Source organism: Brevibacterium senegalense (assembly GCF_000285835.1).
In the GTDB taxonomy this organism is placed as follows: domain Bacteria; phylum Actinomycetota; class Actinomycetes; order Actinomycetales; family Brevibacteriaceae; genus Brevibacterium; species Brevibacterium senegalense.
This window is the reverse complement of record NZ_HE978601.1, coordinates 166,220-183,310: the sequence shown is the minus strand read 5'-3', so window position 1 is coordinate 183,310 and position 17,091 is coordinate 166,220. Positions and strand designations below refer to the sequence as shown.

At 71.8% G+C, this 17,091-nt stretch carries 13 protein-coding genes; 4 read left to right on the top strand and 9 right to left on the bottom strand.

Annotation, left to right across the window (positions count from 1 at the left end; translation table 11 throughout):
- Window positions 1-139: 139 nt before the first annotated feature.
- Window positions 140-1,456, bottom strand: coding sequence for an ISL3 family transposase (locus tag HGBR_RS03950; protein ID WP_019158029.1), 1,317 nt, complete (start codon window positions 1,454-1,456; stop codon window positions 140-142).
- A 389-nt stretch (window positions 1,457-1,845) separates the two neighbouring features.
- Between HGBR_RS03950 and HGBR_RS03945 the strand changes: the two genes are divergently transcribed.
- Window positions 1,846-2,403, top strand: coding sequence for a hypothetical protein (locus tag HGBR_RS03945; protein WP_019158028.1), 558 nt, complete (start codon window positions 1,846-1,848; stop codon window positions 2,401-2,403).
- A gap of 282 nt (window positions 2,404-2,685) precedes the next feature.
- Here the strand turns inward: HGBR_RS03945 and HGBR_RS03940 are convergent, their stop codons facing one another.
- Complete coding sequence (locus HGBR_RS03940; RefSeq protein WP_019158027.1) at window positions 2,686-5,280, bottom strand: hypothetical protein; 2,595 nt, start codon at window positions 5,278-5,280, stop codon at window positions 2,686-2,688.
- A 129-nt stretch (window positions 5,281-5,409) separates the two neighbouring features.
- Here HGBR_RS03940 and HGBR_RS03935 point away from each other — a divergent pair, with 129 nt between their 5' ends.
- Entirely contained in the window at window positions 5,410-6,906 is a 1,497-nt protein-coding gene (locus tag HGBR_RS03935) for an APC family permease (protein WP_019158026.1), read from the top strand.
- Between the two features lie 61 nt (window positions 6,907-6,967).
- Here HGBR_RS03935 and HGBR_RS03930 read toward each other — a convergent pair whose 3' ends face one another.
- From HGBR_RS03930 to HGBR_RS03900, 7 genes are all read right to left on the bottom strand, one after another.
- Window positions 6,968-7,951, bottom strand: coding sequence for a hypothetical protein (locus HGBR_RS03930; protein ID WP_019158025.1), 984 nt, complete (start codon window positions 7,949-7,951; stop codon window positions 6,968-6,970).
- A gap of 88 nt (window positions 7,952-8,039) precedes the next feature.
- Window positions 8,040-9,431: a polysialyltransferase family glycosyltransferase gene (locus HGBR_RS03925; RefSeq protein ID WP_019158024.1), complete on the bottom strand. Its 1,392-nt coding sequence runs from the start codon at window positions 9,429-9,431 to the stop codon at window positions 8,040-8,042.
- The gene (locus tag HGBR_RS03920) at window positions 9,428-10,426 is read right to left on the bottom strand and encodes a glycosyltransferase family 2 protein (protein WP_019158023.1); all 999 of its coding nucleotides are present in this window, start codon (window positions 10,424-10,426) and stop codon (window positions 9,428-9,430) included. The genes HGBR_RS03925 and HGBR_RS03920 overlap by 4 nt, the downstream gene beginning before the upstream one ends.
- The gene (locus HGBR_RS16305; protein ID WP_051013297.1) at window positions 10,423-11,634 is read right to left on the bottom strand and encodes a DUF6716 putative glycosyltransferase; all 1,212 of its coding nucleotides are present in this window, start codon (window positions 11,632-11,634) and stop codon (window positions 10,423-10,425) included. Before HGBR_RS16305 ends, HGBR_RS03920 begins: the two co-directional genes overlap by 4 nt.
- On the bottom strand, window positions 11,631-12,527 hold the full coding sequence (locus HGBR_RS03910) for an N-acetylneuraminate synthase family protein (protein WP_019158022.1): 897 nt from the start codon (window positions 12,525-12,527) through the stop codon (window positions 11,631-11,633). The genes HGBR_RS16305 and HGBR_RS03910 overlap by 4 nt, the downstream gene beginning before the upstream one ends.
- Window positions 12,520-13,743: an acylneuraminate cytidylyltransferase gene (locus HGBR_RS03905; protein ID WP_019158021.1), complete on the bottom strand. Its 1,224-nt coding sequence runs from the start codon at window positions 13,741-13,743 to the stop codon at window positions 12,520-12,522. The genes HGBR_RS03910 and HGBR_RS03905 overlap by 8 nt, the downstream gene beginning before the upstream one ends.
- A gap of 196 nt (window positions 13,744-13,939) precedes the next feature.
- Complete coding sequence (locus HGBR_RS03900; protein WP_019158020.1) at window positions 13,940-15,562, bottom strand: dolichyl-phosphate-mannose--protein mannosyltransferase; 1,623 nt, start codon at window positions 15,560-15,562, stop codon at window positions 13,940-13,942.
- A gap of 137 nt (window positions 15,563-15,699) precedes the next feature.
- Between HGBR_RS03900 and HGBR_RS16300 the strand changes: the two genes are divergently transcribed.
- Both HGBR_RS16300 and rsmI read left to right on the top strand, forming a co-directional pair.
- A complete protein-coding gene (locus tag HGBR_RS16300) occupies window positions 15,700-16,221 on the top strand; it encodes a DUF4190 domain-containing protein (protein ID WP_019158019.1) in 522 nt (173 codons plus the stop codon).
- Between the two features lie 4 nt (window positions 16,222-16,225).
- On the top strand, window positions 16,226-17,068 hold the full coding sequence (rsmI, locus tag HGBR_RS03890; protein WP_019158018.1) for a 16S rRNA (cytidine(1402)-2'-O)-methyltransferase: 843 nt from the start codon (window positions 16,226-16,228) through the stop codon (window positions 17,066-17,068).
- Window positions 17,069-17,091: the final 23 nt, after the last annotated feature.

The following is a 17,091-nucleotide window of genomic DNA, read 5'->3' as shown; positions in this document are numbered from 1 at the left end:
GTCTGGCCCGAGGGCTTCTAGGCGGACATCGTCCGCTCGGCCTTCGGCGGCGGACGGCTGTCCGCCTTCTGCCTGGCGCTGGAGGCCTGGCGCCGGGGTCTCGAGGTGACCTATACGCGAGCGGACCTCCTAAAGTGGCTCATCGCAAATGAGAGTGTAGAAGCGGTCTGAACCCTCCCGTGTCCAGCAGTGCCCGGAGCAGGTAGTGGCCCAGATTCCGGAACCCCAGCGCGGTGCCCCTCAAGTGCTCGAGCCGGCCATTGATCGCCTCCGTCGGCCCGTTGCTCGTGCCAGGCCGGTCGAAGAACGCGAGCACATCAGCAGCCCGGCGTTTCAGCGTTTTCCCCAGCGTGGTCAGTTCGTTCAGCGCTGTCGGCACGCCTGCCGAAAGACTCGCGATGACCGCCCGCAGTCGGTCTCTTCCGCGTGTGCGGTCGGGGTCGCGGTACGCGGCCACGATCCGCTGGTAGACCCACCACGTGACATCGACCTGCGTGTGCTCCTCGGCAGCGAGCACTGTCTCGAGCCTGCCGGTCTGCTTCTTGGTGAGCAGGTTGGCTCCCGTGAGTAGGACACGACGGATGCCGTAGAGCGGGTCCCCGGACCGGCCGCGGTGCCCGAGCGTCTCCTGCTGGATCCGCTGCCGGCACCGCTCCACAGCGCTACCTGCCAGCGCGACGACGTGGAACGGATCCATCACCGGGGTCGCGTCAGGCAGCTCTTCGGTCGCGGCTGACTTGTAGCCGGCGAACCCATCCATCGCGATCTCCTCGACACCAGCGCGGAATGCTTGTGATTGGGCGGCCAGCCAGGTCTTGAACACTTTCTTCGACCGCCCCTCGACGATGTCCAGCAGACGGGAGGGGCCTGTCTTATCGCGGATCGGGGTGAGATCGATGATGACTGTGACGTACTTGCTACCGAACGGGGTATGCCGCCACACATGCTCATCGACCCCGAGAACCCTCACGCCGTCGAACCTGCTGGGATCATCGACCAGGAGCTGTTGGCCGGTGGCGAGGATCGCGGTGTTGACGGTGTGCCACGCCGCGCCGAGGCCTGCAGCGATTCGACTGATGGACATCCTGTCGATGACGAGGCATTTCAGCGCCCACAGCACCGCCGACCGTGACAGCTTCGCCCGTGGCGCGGCGACCTGGGTGAGGTCTTCCCGCCAGACGCGTATGCAGGTCGGGCATCGGTAGCGGCGGACGCGCACGTGCAGGATCGTGGGGCGCCAGCCGAGCGGGACGTGGACGAGCCGGCGGACCGCGGTTCCGCGAGGAATGCCTTCCGCACCGCACTCGTGGCACCAGGAGTCCTGGAACTCGGTACTGGTGCGGCATTCGAGGACCGCGTGATCGACGTCGACAGCTTGCCCTGTGACAGTCAGGTTGAGGGTATCGAGGAGGCAGAACGCGTCGAGACCAGGGGTCGTGAAGCTAGGCTTGTCCATGTCGAGGTCTTCCGGATGGAGAGTGTAGGAACTTCCATCTTCAGGGAGGCCTCGACGTCTACCCGGGCAACGACACGTGCGGACTCACAGAGCAGGCTCTACACCCTCATTTACGAAGAGCCCCTAAAGTACACGGTCTCCGACGGGCAGCGGCGGATCTCGTTCGACTGTTCACGGCCGGATTCGCTCACTCCGCAGGGGGCCCACGAGCGGCACGACGACAAATCGGAGTCGAAGCGGATCCTGGGTGCGCGCGGTGTGCCGGTGCCGCGAGCGGTGCTCATGACCGACACCGCGCGCACGGATGCGCAGCTGGCCGCGCATGCGGACGACATAGGGTTCCCCCTCGTCATCAAGTCGGGGCGCGGGCCGATGAGCTCTTCACGCGGATGGCAGCTGAGCGGAAGACGAACCCCTATCTGTCGTCCGGCCCCACCCCGCGGGACGCCGACACGGATGCGCTCCTGGCAGAGCAGGGCCTCGAGTGGACCTCTGTGCCGGAGGCCGGTCAGACCGTCCGGATGGCGCGCAACGACAGCTTCTCACTGGGCGGCGACACTGTCGACGTGACAGACATCCTGCCGGACGCGGTGCGGCGGGCCACGATCGACGCACTGGCGTCGATGCCGAACGCGCATATCGCCGGGATCGATGTCATCCGCGACCGGGAAGGATCCGGCGACTTCGCGATCCTCGAGATGAACTCCCGGCGCCACATCCCGCTCAGCACGTCCACCTCGCAGGGGCGGGGCGCGGGCGTGCCCGGCGCCTTGATGGACTACTTCTTCCCGGACCACCAGCGGGCCGGTCGCGCAGGTGACGACCGGCTGACGCTGTCGCTCGACACCGTGCAGCAGACGCTGTTGGCGCGCCGCGCATCAGCCTTCACGCTGTTGCCCCAGCCGGACCACGGCCTGCCCGCGCGTCTGCAGTGGACGTCTCCGTAGACGGCGTCGAACGTGCTCCGTCGCGTGCCACGGCGGAAGGTTCTCTGGCGCTCCGCGGCCCACGGGGTCTCCGGCGTGGCGCGCCGGCCCAAGGAGGCCCCGCCACCGTTGTCGTCGCGGGCGAGGATGAGGAGACGTGCCGCGGTTTCGTCGAGGAGCCCGTGGGGATCGTGCGCGAGCCCTTCGGCCTGCCGGACGGCACGCTCCTGTGCGAGCCTGTCCGCTGGGACGGGCCGTTGTCCGTGGGGTTCGCCGTCGTCCAGCCCGGGACCGGCACCGTCCTCAGTTGCGTCCCAGCTCCTCGAGGAGCTGCTCGACATGACCCTCCGCGAACTCCTGGAAGACGCTGCGCCCCTCGGATTCGACGATGGCCTGGTGCTTCCGCAGGTCCGGCGTGGTCCGCACGGCGGAGACGACGTGGTTGCCCGGCGCGGCCGGCGCGGCGGGGTCCTCGAGGTGCAGGACGACCTCTGCGAGCTCGAGTCCGCGGAACGCCGCGCACGCGCGGCGTGCGACCTCGAGGTAGCTGGGGTGCACCGCGGGAGCGCTGCGGGCCTCGGCGGAGACGGGGCGGACGGAGCGTGCCGCGTCGTGCATGACGAGGACGTGGAAACGTGCGCCGACCGGGGCCTCGGCGACGGCGACCCCACGCCTGCCGGACCGGCCCACGCGGTGCCAGACGGAGCGGAACGCCTCCTCGTCCGTCGCGTCGACGGGGACGTAGTCCCTGTTCGCGGCCTGCAGCGCGGGGGAGGAGAGGGTCGCGGCGTACGCGAGCGCGTCACGACCGTTGCGGAACCGTGCGGCAGTCGCATCGCGGTTGAAGCTCTTCCACGACCGCGGCACGGCGACGCCGGCACGTGCGAGCAGACGGTGCGAGAGCGCCGCGTGCTGCGCGGCGCTGGCCGCGGACTTGCCGGACAGCGTCGTGTACGTCTTCCACACCGCGGTCGAGATCCCGTCCCGGTGCGCGTGGAGGTAGTCGTCGGCGAACCAGTCGAGGTCGAAGCCCAGACGCTCGAGCTCCGCACCGATCGCGGCCGTCGTCGCGTGCGGCGCGGCCGGTCGCGGACCCGGCACCGTGCCGGGGGCCGGAACGGCGCTGAAGTCGGCGGACCTACGCGGGGCGAGGTCCGCATCGATGAGCGCGCCGGCAGGGTTCCGCGCCGCACCGATCATCGGGAAGTGGGGCAGCCCCAGCCCCGGCTGGCTGTTGACCTCGAGGACCGCGAACGGGCTCCGGTCCGCCGGCTCCGTGAAATCCTCCATGATGACGTCCAGGCCGGCGACGGCCAGTCCGGGGATCGCGCGGACCGCCCGGACCGCGGCGTCCGTGTAGGAGGGGTGGACCTCGTCGGTGATGTCCTGGGTCGTCGTGCCGCCGTACCAGCTCGAGTCCGTCGCGACGTCGTACTCGTGTCCGGCGGGCAGCACGGTGAGGGGGGTGAAGCCGTGCGCGCGCATCCGCTCGATGCGGCCCCCGTCGAGGACGAGGGGGCGCGAGACGAGGAGCGGGTTGCCGCGCCTCACGTCGTTGAGCGCGGTGATGAGCTGCCGGATCGTCTGCCGGCCGTCGCCCACGATGCGCGGCGGGCGGGCGCAGGACACGGAGACGCACGTGTCTCCCACGACCATGAAGCGCGCCTCGACCCCGGTGACGTGCCGCTCGACGAGGACTCCGGAGCGCGCGATGTCGAAGGCCGTGTCCCACGCGGTGCGCAGCTCCTGGGCCGTGCGCACACCCACGGTCACCCCATTCCCGTGGCCCGCGTCCGCGGGCTTGACGACGACCGCGCCCAGCGTCCCCAGCAGGGCCTCCGCGTCAGCGATCCGCGCGCGGTCGGAGAAGAAGTGCCCGTCCGCGACGGGGACGCCCGCGCGGGCCAGGATCGCGCGGGCGACGCCCTTGTCCGCGGCGGCCCGCACGGCCGTCTGGGGTGCGCGGTGGCTGTTGCTGAAGTAGTAGTCGATCGTGTCGTCTGAGCGCTGCGCGTGCGTGTAGTTGGCCGTGGGCGCCTTCACCCGGAATCCGCGTCGCGTGAGCTCGCTGCGGAGGATCCGCGGGGTCGCCAGCAGGCTGGGATCCACGTCGAAGCGTGCGGAGGAGCCCTCCCAGCCCGCCTGCACGGACGCGGGTGGGAGCGGGGGGAGCTCGAGTGCCCCGGACGCCGTGAGGTCCACGGTCAGGTGGCCGGCCGATTCGTCCGCCCAGCCGTCGACGAGTTCGAGGAACTGCTGCATCCGATCGGACTCCTGCAGGGCGTCGGTGTAGATCCGGGCCGTTTCGTCGGACGTGAGCGGGCGGCCGCCCCTCTGCGTCACCGCACGCGCGTCCAGGTGGAGCAGGAGCCGGTTCTTCGCGGATGCGCTGCGGGAGAGCCGCAGGTCCCACTGCAGGGTCTCCTCGTCGCCCTCGTGCGGCGCACTCCCCGGAACGTCCGCGGTGAGTCGGACGACGGTCCTGCCGCGGACGCTGCTGATCGAGGACTCGTGCGCACCGGTGGTGATGACGAGGTCCGCGCCGGCACCCACCAGGTCGTCCACGATGGCATCGGGGGTCTCGGACCGCTGGTGGACGACGAGGAGGGACTTCGGGTCCCGGGCGCGCGCCGCCGCGATACGCGCGACCGGGGCGTCCGTCAGCGGGACGGTCCGCGGGGGCGCGCTGCGGCGGGTCAGCCGTGCGAGTCCGGAGGCCAGGAGGGATTCCGCGCGTGCGGTGACGAGGGTGAGGAGGAGGTCGGACCCCGCGGCGGCGCTCAGGCTCAGCCCGGACTCATCGAGGAACCGTGGGTGGACTTCGACCACGGAGGCCGCGGGTGTCGAGCTGTGCGCCGCCGGGTCGATCGGTCGACGTCCCTCGGTGGAATCGGACACGGATTCTCCCTCCGCCAGATCGGTGCACTGCGGCCGCGCGGGTACCGCGAGAGGTGACGATCGATAGTAGCGTGGCGACGTGGGCGCCGGATGACCGGTCGCTCAGCATTCCACGAGGAGGGCACTCGCATGTCGGATGGAGACCCGGGCACCGCCGCACCCGCGACCGACGACGTCGTCCGGCTGGGGAAGAACCTCAAGCCTCACTGGGTCTGGGCCATCGCGCTGGGCTCCGCGATCGGCTGGGGCGCGTTCATCCTGCCCTCCGACTGGATGCGCGACGGCGGCGGTCCGCTGGCCGCCATGCTGGGCCTGGCGATCGGCGGCGTCCTCATGATCGTCATCGGCGTCTCCTACGGGTATCTCGCCCGGGTGTTCCCCGTGTCCGGCGGCGCCTTCGCCTACACGCTCGTGGGCTTCGGCCGCACGCACGCCTTCATCTGCGCGTGGTTCATGACCCTGGGCTACACCTCGATCGTCGCCCTCAACGCCTCCGCGCTCGCCCTCCTGGGCAAGCACACGGTGCCGCAGATCATCGAGCTGGGCCACCTCTACACCGTCGCCGGCTGGGACGTGTACCTGGGTGAGATCGCCGTCGCGACCCTGGCACTGGTGCTCTTCGCCGTCGTGAACGCACGCGGCGCCAGCCTCTCCGGCCGGACCCAGTTCATCTTCTGCCTCGTCATGATCCTGGCGGTCGTCGCCCTGGTCGTGGGCGTCCTCGCGTCGCCCACCGGCAGCTTCTCGAACGTCACCCCGCTGACGGACGGCACGGTGAACCCGCTGGTGGGCATCACCGTCATCGTCGCGATCGCCCCGTGGGCCTACATCGGCTTCGACAACATCCCCCAGGCCGCCGAGGAGTTCGACTTCCCCGCCCACAAGGCCTTCCGCCTCATCTTCTGGTCGCTCATCGTCGCCGCCGCGCTGTACTGCGCGATGATCCTCGCGACCGCCTCCGCCGCACCCTGGCAGGAGCTCATGGGCGAGGACCGCGTGTGGGCGACGGCGGACGCGATCACGAGCTCCCTGGGCGGCGTGGGCCTGGCCCTCCTCGTCATCGCCGCGCTCATGGGGATCGTGACGGGCCTCAACGGGTTCTACGTCGCGGGCTCCCGCGTGCTCCTGGCCCTGGGCCGCGCCCAGATGATCCCGCGCGTCTTCCAGCGCGTGCACCCGCGCTTCGGGACGCCGCACTACGGGATCCTCTTCGTCATGCTCGTCTCGTTCATCGCCCCGTGGTTCGGCCGGACGGCCCTCAGCTGGATCGTCGACATGGCCTCGATCGGCTTCACGTTCGCGTTCCTCTACACGAGCGCGTGCGCCTACCGGATGCTGCGCTGGTCCGGTCAGGGCGACCGCGCCGGCATCGAGGGCTCCGCCTCGACCTGGCGCAAGCTCGCCGCCGCAGCAGGCGTCGTCATCGCGATCGCCTTCATCCTCCTGCTGCTGGTCCCCGGCTCCCCGGCACAGCTGTCCGTCCCGTCGTTCCTGGCGATGGGCGCCTGGATCGTCATCGGCGCCGTCTTCTTCGCCGCGCGCCGGTCCCACAACAAGACGCTCACGGACGAGCAGGTCGACCAGGCGGTGCTGGGCACCCGCCGCCCGGAGTTCCTCGTCCGCTGACACCCGCCGCCGAGGCCGCGGTCACCCGGACCGCCCGCGCCGGCCGCCGGCCCGCCCGGGCTCAGGTGGCGGTGCCCTGCCCGCGGCCGCCCAGCTCCCGGGCGATCGCCTGCGCACTGAGCCGGAAGGCCCGGGGCGCTGCGGGCAGCCACCAGGACGCGGGCACCTCGGTGACGACGACCTCGGCGGAGGGGTTGAGGAGGGCGACGCTCAGGGCGGCCGTCGACGGCAGGGACCGGACCCGGGTGCCCGGGGGCAGGGCGGAGAGGCGCAGCTCCAGCGGCAGCCCGGCGTCCTCGACCCGGATCCGCGGCTCCCGGGCCAGGTCCGCGAGGAACGCCGGGTCCTCCCGACGGTGCGGGTAGTAGGTGACGGGGCCGTCCTGCGCGGCGGCACGCACCCAGGTCCGGTAGGGCCTCTCGTCGACGAGGCCGTCGGCGACCATCGAGGAGCCGATGACGAGTGTGGGGGTGGTGGGGGCCTCGGCGGCGGCGAGGCCGCGGGTGTGCTCGAAGCGGTGGGTCACGAGCCTGAGTCCCGACTCCTCGACGCGTACGCGCATCTGCGGATCCGTCACGAGCGCGGTGAACCACGTGAGTCTGCCCTTCCGGGCCAGACCGCGCAGCCGCGCGGACACGAAGGCGCTGAGCGGCAGCCGCAGCGGGCTCACCGCCGACCGCGGGCGGCGCACGGGTCCGCTGCCCTGCATGAGCTGGCGGACGACGGCGACGGTCGACAGCCCGTCGTCCAGGATGACGACCTGCGGCAGGTGCCGGGCCAGGTAGACGTCCGCGAGCTGCTTCTGGATGCGTCCGGAGCACACGTCGCCCAGCAGGAGACGACCGTCGATCGCGAGGCCGCGATCCGGCAGTCCCGGGCGCACGCGCACGCCCGCGGGCAGCCACTGCGGGCGATAGGCGTCCATGAAGGCGAGCATGCCGGTCGCGTCGTCGCGCCAGTGGATGACCGCGTCCGGGGAGTCCGCGAGGGCCTCGATCGCGGTGATGAACTGCAGCGGCGACTCGACGATCGCGTGGTCGGTCATGGACGTGCCGCCGGTGCGTGGGGGTGGTGTCGTGCGTGAGAGCGGTGTCGTGCGTGCGGGCGCGGGAGCGAGGAAGCGGTGCGCATCGTCAGCGTCCGGCGCGCAGGCGCACGCGGCCGGTGCGCACCGCGGAGACGGCGGAGCGGAGCAGGCGCCGGGCCGTGGCGCGCGGGGCTCGGCTGGGCGGGATGCCGCCGGGCAGATCCAGCCGGGTGAGGCGCAGCCGCTTGAAGTGGGCCCGTTTGGCGGGACCGGCGGGCGAGGACAGGAATGCCTCCGCCCGCGGGCGCAGGTGCGACAGCAGCTCCGGCTGCATCGTGTAGCTGACGGTGTCGATGAGGTTGCGCAGCTCCTGCTGCCGGTCAGCACTCAGCTGCGCGTCCTCACCGCTGAGCTCGTGCACGAGCGAGGCGGGGACGCGATTGCTGTTCTGGTACGGGGTGATCGACTCGAGGAGCAGCTCCGTGCCCACGGCCACGATCGGACGGTCGTAGAACGCCCGCGCGGTCGCCAGTGCGGTCGAGAACGAGCCGACGACCAGCGCGGGGCGGAAGCGCGACACGAGCACCTCTGCGATGGCCGGGGTGTCGAGCACCCGCAGCTCGACGCCGGCGGCCGCCGCGGCCTCCGCCATCTGCGTCAGCACCGTCGCGGGCGCTGCGGGGTGGGGCTTGAACGCGAAGGAGGCCATCCCGCGCTCGGCCGCCGCCCGCACCATGTCCGCGTGGAGGGTCGCCTCCTGCTCGTCCGTCAGGAGACCCAGCGCCGCCAGGTACTGGCCGAACCCCAGTGCGGTCGTCGCGGGATCGAGGTCCGCCAACTGCGGGTCGGGTCCGTCCGGGCCCAGCGCCGCGATCTCCTCGATGACGCCGGTGAAGGCGGAGACCGGGGTCGTGACGGGCATGATGCCGTACTCGGAGAGGAGCCGGGGCGTGAGCCCCTCGACGAGCGGCAGGTGGTGGAGGGCGGTCATGCGCTGGGCGCCTGACAGCGGGATCGCGCTGCGGGTGGGGCCGTAGCTCATGAGGCCGTCGGAGTGGACGCGGATGAACGACGAGGAGAACACCCGGGCCAGTGCGATCGCCGGGTTCACTTGCGGCGACTCGAGCACCAGCTCGACGGGGCCCTCTCCCAGCCCCCAGCGGTCCCGCAGTGCGGCCTCGAGGAGGACGAGGTCCTGTTCGGAGGGCTTCCACGCGGTGGGGTGGTGCGGGTGGAGGGTGTCGTTGAGGGACACGACCCGGTCGAAGCGGGCGAGAGCGGGCGCCAGTGCGGGGTTGTCCGTCAGGGGCGTCGTGAGCTCGAGCACCTGCGCGTGGTCGCTCACCAGCAGGATCCGCTCCGACACACGCCGGCGCGGCAGCCCTGCCGGATCCAGCACGGCCTGCGGATACCGTGTCTCGTCCATCGTGCCCGCGTCGATGGCCGCGGCCAGGCTCACGACCTGGAAGGCCGTCGAGGCGAGGAGCAGCTGCTTCATCGGGAGGCCTCCTGCAGGTGCGCGAACCGGTCCGGGAGATAGGGGAGGACGGCGTCGAAGCGCTTCTTCGAGGCCGCCCGCAGCTCCGCCCGCAGCACGTCCGCGGGGATCCTGTGGCTCACCTCCGTCGTGAGCGCGCTGAACTCGTGGCGGACGTCCGCCTCCATCCGGGGGAGCCTGCCCACGTGGTGCTGGAGGATCGCCAGCCAGTTGCGTGCGGCCTTGGGCCACAGCGCCTGCGACTCCGCGTCCGCGACCACGAGGTCGAAGATCCGCTGGAACGCGCGCGTGAAGTCCAGCTGGCGGCGGTCGTAGACCTGTGTGAGCGAGGTCGCGGTGCCGCGGCGATAGCAGATCCCGGGCGCGTCGATGACGGCGAAGGACCGTGCGTGCAGGTGCAGGTCCCAGATCCACGACCGGTCCTCTGCGGTCTGGAAGCCCGCCGGGAACCGGAGCAGCCCGTCGTCCAGGAGCCGGCGGTGGAAGCCGCCCGCCCACGCGTACGGATAGTCGATCATCGTCGAGTCGTGCGCCGGCAGGATGCCCGCGCGCGGCCGCAGGGGCAGTCCCCGCACCGACATGGGCGCACGCTTGTACGACCGTGCACCACCCGTCACGGTCGTGTGGTCGCAGCGGACGAAGTCGACGTCGAGGTCCGTCAGGGCGCGGTGGACCGCGGCGAGGTGGCCGGGCCGCAGCCAGTCGTCCCCGTCGAGGAACGCGATGTGGTCCGCCTGCGCCAGTGCCAGGCCGTCGTTCCGGCTGTCGGCCAGCCCGTGCGGGGTGTCGTGCCGGACCACGTCGAAGCGGGGGAACCGGGCCGACCAGGTCTCGACGACCTCGGAGGTGTCGTCCGTCGACCCATCGTCGACGAAGACGACCTGGAGGTCCGCGGGGTCCGGGAACTGGCGCGTGAGCGAGCCGAACGTCGTGGCCAGGCGCGGCGCCTCGTCCTTCGCGGGGATGACGAGCGAGAGCAGCGGTGGGGCGGTCACGGGTGCCTCCTTGCGAGGTGCGACGGGGCGGTGATCCGGCGGTAGGCGGTGACGACCCACGCGGGTGCGGCGGCGCGCGCCTCCGCCCGCAGCCGCCGCAGTCCCAGGCGCGCGGACGGCCAGGCGATGCGGGGCAGCTGGTCCTCGCGGGCGCGGGCGGCCAGGAGCCGCAGATCGTCCGCGAACCGGTCGTCGAGCGGGTGGAAGTAGTTGTCCGCCAGCCACCGGGCGGTGGGGAAGGGGAGGTCGCCGGCCACCATCTGCGCGAGCGGCCGGTCCAGGCCAGACTCCGCGAACGCCACGTTCAGCATCCGCTCGTCGACGCCGAAGTCGCTGATGATGAGCGTGGGCAGACCGTGGTCCAAGGATTCCAGCGCCGCCGTCGAGGACACGGTCACGAGCGCGCTGCCGGGGGTGAGGAAGTCCGACAGGGGGCCGAAGTCCTCGACGACGCGCTCGCTCACGCGGCCCTCCGCCCGCAGCCCCGCCAGCAGGTCGCGGTAGCGGTGCCGCTCGTGGTGCGTCTCGTGCTCACCCTCCCGGGACCGCAGCTTCACGACCGCGGTGCGCTCCGGATCCTGCCGCACCCACGCGTCGAGGGCGAGCAGGATCGCGACCCGGTCCTCCGGCTCGACCGGGACCTTGGCCTGCGGCGCGAAGACGAGTCGCGTGACCTGATCCGCCGCGGTCGACTGCTGCGGCGGACCGGCCGAGGAGAGCAGGGGCAGCCGGGACACGAGGATCTGGGCCGGGATGCGCCGGCGGGTGTACACCTGCGCGTACGCCTGGGCCTCGTGGTGGGAATGCGTGATGAACGCATCGCCGAAGCGTCGGTGCAGAGCGCCGCGCAGGGTCGCGGGCAGTCCCACGCCCGGCAGTCCGGAGACCAGTGCGGGGCGGCGCTCCATCCCGGCGGCGGTCGCGTACACCTGCTCGACGACCGGCCCGGTCGCGGCCGCCAGCAGGATGTCCGGTCGGGTCGCCTCCAGCAGCGACCGGAGACTGCGCCGCTCCCGGATCGGGGGGAGGTCGTCCGCCCAGCGGGTGCCCGCGACCGCCGCCCGGATCTGGTCCGCGGTGGGCCGGATGGGGGAGTCGACGATCACGAGGCGCGCATCCGCATCCGGGAGCCCGTCCAGCAGGCGCGCGGCCCACTTGACGTACGACTCGCTGTCCGCGACCGCGAGCACGGAGTACGACGGGGTCACTTGCGCAGCGAGCCGATCTTCGACTCCTCGCCGGGCATGATGCGCTTGACGCCGTCGCCCAGGGCCTTCTCCAGCACGCGGACGCCGTGGCACAGCTCGATGAAGTCGGCCGGCTCCATCGAGGCGGCCTGGTCCGACCCCCACATCGTCGAGTCGAGGGTGATGTGGCGCTCGACCGTGACCGCGCCCAGTGCGACGGCCGCCAGCGAGATCTCCGTGCCGGTCTCGTGTCCGGAGTAGCCCACGGGGACGCCGTAGCGCTCCTGCATCGCGGGGATCGCGCGGAGGTTCGCCTCCTCGACCGGCAGCGGGTAGGTCGACGTCGAGTGCATGAGGACCAGCCGGTCGCGGTCGAAGACGTCCACCGCGGCGTCCAGGATCGCCCAGTCGCTCATGCCGGACGAGCAGAGGATCGGCTTGCCGGTGTCCGCCATCGCCTTCAGCAGCGGCAGATCCGTGAGCGTCGCGGAGGCGACCTTGTAGGTGAGCGCATCGAACTCGCTCTCCAGGAACTCGACGGAGTCGATGTCCCAAGGGGAGGCGAACCACTGGAGACCCAGCTGCTGCGCGTACGCGTCGATCTCCCGGTACTGCTCCCGCTCGAACTCGACCCGGTACTTGTACTCGAGGTACGTCATGGTGCCCCACGGCGTCTCGCGCATCTTCGACTTCTGGGCCTCGGGCACCGCGACGTCCGGGTTGCGCTTCTGGAACTTCACGGCCTGGGCCCCGGCCTCCACCGCGACGTCCATGAGTCGCTTGGCGATCTCGACGTCGCCGTTGTGGTTGATCCCGATCTCGCCGATCATGTAGACCGGCAGGCCGGGGCCGACGGAGTGAGCACCGAAGGCGACGGGGGCGATCGTCGGGGCGTTGGTGGTGACGTCACTCATGGGATTCCTCTTCTGCTGATGTGACCGGTGATGCGGGAGTGGTGGTGCGGGCGGAACGGGCGAGGGCGGAGTCGGGGATGAGATCGCAGACCTCGCGGACGGCGCCCTGGCCTCCGCCGCGCGTGAGGACGAACCGGGCGGCGGCCAGCACCCGGGGGTGCGCGTCCGCGACCGCGATGGGCCAGCCCACGACGCTGAACGCGGCGAGGTCGTTGACGTCGTTGCCCACGTAGGCGACGCGGTCCGGGTCCAGTCCGCGGTCCGCGATCCAGGCCGTGAGCGCGGCGGCCTTCTCGTCGATGCCCTGGAGGACGTCGACGCGCAGCTTCTCCGCCCGGCGGGTGACGACGGGGTTGCGCTCCTTCGACAGGATGAGGAAGGGGAAGCCCGCGTCCGCGAGCCTGCCCACGCCCATCCCGTCGCTGCGGTGGACGCGGACGAACTCGCGGCCGTCCTGGTCGACGAAGGCGGAGTCGTCCGTGTGGACGCCGTCGAAGTCCGTCACGAGCGCGTCGACGTCGAGGACGTGCGTGTCCTCCTGGCCGGCCGCGATCGCGCGGACCAGCGTGAGGTCGGACATCGAGTCGATCTCGCGCGCCTGCTCGAGCGGCACCTCCTCGATCTCGACCCGGCCGAAGAAGCGGTGGCCGGCGGCGCGGAAGCCGTCCGTGCGCATGACGTAGAAGGCGCCGGTCTCGTTGTACTGGGGTGCGCGGTCCTGCCGGCGGGGGCGGTGGGCCGCGTCGTGCCCCACCGCCTCTGCGTGGGCGGACTCGTCCAGTCGCCAGAGGAACGAGTGGTCCTCGACGGCGGAGAACACGACGTCCGCGCGGTCGTCCCGGACGCGGGCGATCGCGCTGTCCAGTGCCGTGGAGTCGATGAAGGGGGAGGTGCACTGGAGGAAGACGGTGATGCCGTCCTCCGCACCGATCTGCTGGAGCGCGTGCAGCAGGGCGGATTCGCTGCTGGCCGTGTCGCCGGAGATGTCGCCCGGACGGCGCACGACCTGCGCGCCGGCGCGCAGCGCCTCCTGGGCGATGCCGTCGTGGTCCGTCGAGACGACGACGGTGTCGATGTGCTGCGCGTCCAGCGCGGCGTCGATCGCGCGTGCCAGCAGGCTGCGGCCGGCCACCTTCTGGAGGTTCTTCAGGGGGATGCCCTTCGAGCCTCCCCGGGCGGGGATAATGGCGACGACGGGCGGTCGGGTACTGGTCATAGGGGACGACTATGGCAGTGCTGGGTGTCCGGAAGGTGAACGGTCCGGTCACCGGACCTGCGGGTTGGCCCCGTTGTTCCCGTGAGGGACCTGAGTGTCTCGGAACGCGTCTGCGAACCGTTCGCGGATGGATGCGACCCGCTCGCGGATAGGACTGATCGGCGTCTGCGACGGACGGGCATCAGATCCACGGGCATCAGATCCAGGTGGGGTTCCACATCCGCAGCTGCCACGCGTCGCGCGGGATGTAGGTGGCCGTCCAGACCGGCCAGAAGAAGGCGAACGCGAGGACGGCGAGCGCCAGCACGACACCCACACCCACGCGCCGGGCGCGCAGGGCGGGGCCCTGTCCCGCCCGTCCCCACACGAGGCCCAGCCCGTAGGTGAGCGCCAGGACGACGAAGGGGACCATGACGATCGTGTAGAAGGTGAAGATCGTCCGCTCCTGGTACGTGAACCACGGACCCCACGTCGCGATCAGCGCGGCCAGCAGGGCGCCCGCCCGCCAGTCGCGGCGCAGCAGCCACGCGAACACGAGCAGCAGGACGGCGACTGGCGCCAGGCCCCAGATGACGGGGTTGCCCACGGACGTGATCGCGGCGGAGCACTGCTCGACCGCGCAGCCGTGCTGGCCCTGCTCCGCGGTCTGGTAGTAGAAGCTGGTGGGTCGCCACTGGACGATCCAGCCCCACGGGTTCGACATGTACGTGTGCTCGGAGGCCAGTCCCACGTGGAAGTCGTAGGCCGCCCGGTGGTACTTCGCCAGGCTGGGGATCCAGTCCGGCAGGAAGTCCCACCAGCCGGAGTTCGTCTCCGCCCAGTCGCGGTAGTAGCCGCCGCGGGTGACGATCCAGCCGGTCCACGAGGCCACGTAGACGACGAGCGCGACGGGGACCAGGGACACGAATGCGGGTGGGGCGTCCTTGAGCAGGGCGGCCAGCCACGGCTTCCGGACGCCCATGCGGCGCCGGTGGCCCCAGTCCCACGCGACCGTCAGCAGACCGAACACGGCCAGCGCGTAGAGGCCGGACCACTTGACGCCCATCGCGCAGCCCAGCGCCAGGCCGGCGGCCAGGCGGTAGGGACGCGTCCCCAGGGACGGTCCCCACGCGGCCGGGAGGAACCAGGCGGGGCGTGCGCCCATGACAGCACCCAGCCGCCCGGGCGGGGCGCCGAGTCCCGCGGCGTCCAGGCCCGCTTCGATGCGGCTGCGGGTGCGCACCCGGTCCTCGATGAGCAGCCAGAACGCCAGGAGCACGAAGAACATGAGGAAGACGTCCAGCAGCGACGTGCGCGAGTGGACGAGGTGCTCGCCGTCGACGGCCAGCAGCAGCGAGGCGATCGCCGCGAGCCACGCGGAGCGGAACATCCGCCACGCGATGAGGCCCACGATGAGGATCGAGAGGGTGCCCACGACGGCGGCGGCGAAGCGCCAGCCCATGCTGCTGTCCTGGCCGAACAGCTGGATGCCCGCGCCGATCATCCACTTGCCCAGCGGCGGGTGGACGATGAAGTCGCCGGTCTCCAGCACGCCCCAGGGGTCGCCGGCCTCGAACGCGGGGTTGGGCTCCTCCGGCCATTCGCGCTCGTAGCCGAACTGCGTGAGCGACCAGCCCTCCTTGACGTAGTACGTCTCGTCGAAGATGAGGGTGCCGGGCTCGCCCAGGCGGATGAAGCGCAGGATGCCGCCCACCGCGGCGATGAGGGCCGGCAGCAGCCAGCCCAGGACCGAGGGCGGGAACCGGACGGCCAGCGCCTGCAGAGCGGGCTGCTGCGCGGAGGCGGAGGGCTCGCGGCGGTCGGTGGGCGTGGCTGTCACAGGCGCCAGTGTAACGGGACCGATACACCGGCTCGTTGTCCGGCGCGCAGCCCGCGGAGTAGCGTGGTGATGCGCGACAGGCGGGCCCGCCACGGCTCGTGCGGCAGGCAGGCGGAGAGCGGGCGGAGGAGGCACCGATGAGCGACAGCGGCCACGACCAGTGGGGACCTGGCACCGGGTCGTCCGCGGATTACGGCTACGGCGAGCCGACCGCACCCCGGTACTCCAGCAGCCCCTTCACCTCCGCCCCGCACACCACGAGCCCGTTCGGCGAGGTCGCCCCCGGTGCCGCCGGAGCCCCCGCTCCCTACGCTGCGACCCCGCCGCCCTACGGAGCCGTCACCGCCCCCTACGGTGCCGCCCCGGTGCCCCATGATCCGTATGCGGGCGGCTACCCGGACCCCCGGTACGTCCGCCGCACCAACGGACTCGCGACCGTCTCGCTCATCCTGTCCCTGGCCGGACTCGTGACGTATGGGTTGACCTCGGTCGTGGGCGTCATCCTGGGGCACATCGCCCGCTCCCAGATCAAGCACTCCGGCGAGGCCGGCGCCGGTCTGGCGCTGGGTGGCCTCATCTCCGGCTACTGCATCATCGGACTCATGGGGGTCCTGATGGTCGTCTCCGTCCTCATTTCCTTCGCGACGGGGAGCTCCTGACCCCATGGACCAGACTCCCGCCGGCCGGCTCATCCTCGTGGGCACGCCCATCGGCAACCTGTCGGATGCGAGCCCCCGCATGCGCGAGGCGATCGCCTCCGCGGACCTCGTCGCCGCGGAGGACACACGCCGCTTCCGCGCCCTCTGCGACCGCCTCGACCTCACGCCGCCCGCGCAGGTGCTGAGCGTCCACGACCACAACGAGGAGGCGCGCGCCGGCGACCTGGCCGACGCGGTGGCCGCCGGCCGCACCGTCGTCCTCGTCTCCGATGCCGGGATGCCGGCCGTCTCCGACCCGGGCTACCGGGTCGTGAAGGAGGTGGCAGGCAGGGGGCTGGAGGTCACCTCGGTGCCCGGGGCCTCGGCGGCGGTGACGGCACTGGCCGTGTCCGGCCTGCCCAGCGACCGGTGGGCCTTCGAGGGGTTCCTGCCGCGCAAGCCCGGCGAGCGCCGCCGCCTGCTGGAGTCGCTGGCGGGCGAGCGCCGCACCCTCGTCTTCTACGAGAGCCCGCACCGGGTGGGCGACGCGCTGGTGGACATGGCGGCGGCCTGCGGCTCGGACCGCCGGGCGGTCGTCTGCCGCGAACTCACGAAGCTGCATGAGGAGGTCCTGCAGGGCACCCTGGGCGAGCTGGCCGCGGCAGCCGCGGACGGGCTGCGCGGCGAGATCTGCATCGTCCTGGCACCCGGTGAGGCACCGGAGGCCCCCGCGCCCGAGGCCGTGGTCCCGGAGGTCGCCCGCCTCACCGAGTCCGGGGTGCGGGCGAAGGAGGCGGCCGCCCGCGTCGCCGCCGCCCACGGCCTGCGCACCCGCGAGGTGTACGAGGCGTATCTCCACGCGGAGTGAGGCGATCGGCGTCGCGTGCGTGC